The organism is Vibrio sp. HI00D65 (assembly GCF_001635455.1).
Classification (GTDB): Bacteria; Pseudomonadota; Gammaproteobacteria; order Enterobacterales; family Vibrionaceae; genus Vibrio.
In genome coordinates this window covers 1-1,230 of record NZ_LWEH01000015.1, presented here as the reverse complement: position 1 = coordinate 1,230, position 1,230 = coordinate 1, and the positions used below count along the sequence as shown (strand labels likewise).

Annotated in this window: 1 protein-coding gene and 1 pseudogene; both read left to right on the top strand. The window is 44.6% G+C overall.

Translation table 11 applies throughout. The features are described 5' to 3' along the window. Nucleotides 1-219, top strand: a pseudogene (locus tag A3712_RS26525) (uroporphyrinogen-III synthase); the annotation flags it as partial. Between the two features lie 19 nt (nt 220-238). After that, nucleotides 239-1,230 (top strand): uroporphyrinogen-III C-methyltransferase (locus A3712_RS04800; protein ID WP_063522538.1); only part of this gene is annotated, 992 nt, incomplete at its 3' end.

Here is a 1,230-nt window from a genome sequence, read left to right as displayed (position 1 = left end):
ATAAACAAAAAAACGTCCAAAGTAGTCGTCACTAGTCAGGAGCAATTGGAGTATCTGTGCTCCATTACCCCTGATGAGTATTCTGCTTGGCTTTCAACGAGACATTTGTTTGTTCCAAGTAAGCGCATAGCACAACGAGCACAACAGCTCGGTTTCTCTAACGTTACGAATACTCAAAGTGCTGCGAACCAAATATTACTGGCTGCTCTCCAGCCCTAGCTAGAAACAGGAAATAAGCATGACAAGCAAAAAAAATAATGAGCATATTGAACCTGAACAGAACCAAGATACTCAGCCAGTAGCGACCAAAGACGAAACCGCTGAATCAAAAGAAACAGAACCAAAGCTTGATGCTCCTGCATCGAATAAGACTCACAATGAGCAGCTTCAAGCCGATCACAAAGAACAAATTGAAAAAGCAGAGAAACAAGGTAAGCGTGGTGTGAAATTTGGCGCTATCGCTATCGCAATTTCTATTGTTTTCAGCGGCGGTATTGCCTTCCAAATGCAGCAAAAGAGTGCTGAATATTCAGATCAAATCGCAGCACTTCAAGCCCAGCTACAAAATACCCAATCTGCTGTAAATAAAGACCTGCAAGCTATCAAGCAAGAGACTATCCAAGAAGCGTCACATGCGGTAGAGAAAACTCAGGTTGTACAATCTCAACAACAAAAGAGCATTCAAAGTCTACAGCTAGCGGTAGCCGATGTGAAAGGTCGTCGTCCAAATGACTGGCTGCTTGCGGAAGCTGATTACTTAGTAAAACTAGCTGGTCGTAAACTATTCCTTGAGCATGATGCGGTTAGCGCAACCAAACTAATGGAAAGTGCCGATCAGCGTATCGCTGCACTTAACGATCCAAGCCTAGTATCATTGCGTCAGTCTATGACTAATGACATCACTAAGCTTCGTACTATCCCTCTGATCGACCGCGATGGCTTAGTCCTACGTATCACGAGCCTTCAGCAACAAGTCGATAAGCTACCTCTGGCGAATGCGATTCTTCCTGAGGCTGAAGTCGTCGAGAAAAAAGCCGTATCTCAAGACATCAATGATTGGCAAAGCAACCTGATGACGTCGATGAAAGACTTCTCAGAAAACTTCATCACTTTCCGTAGCCGAGATGGCGAGGTTATCCCTCTACTATCCCCAGAACAGCACTTCTACCTGCGCGAAAACATCAAAGGTAAACTGGAAACCGCAATTCGCGCAGTCTACAAAGAGCAAGG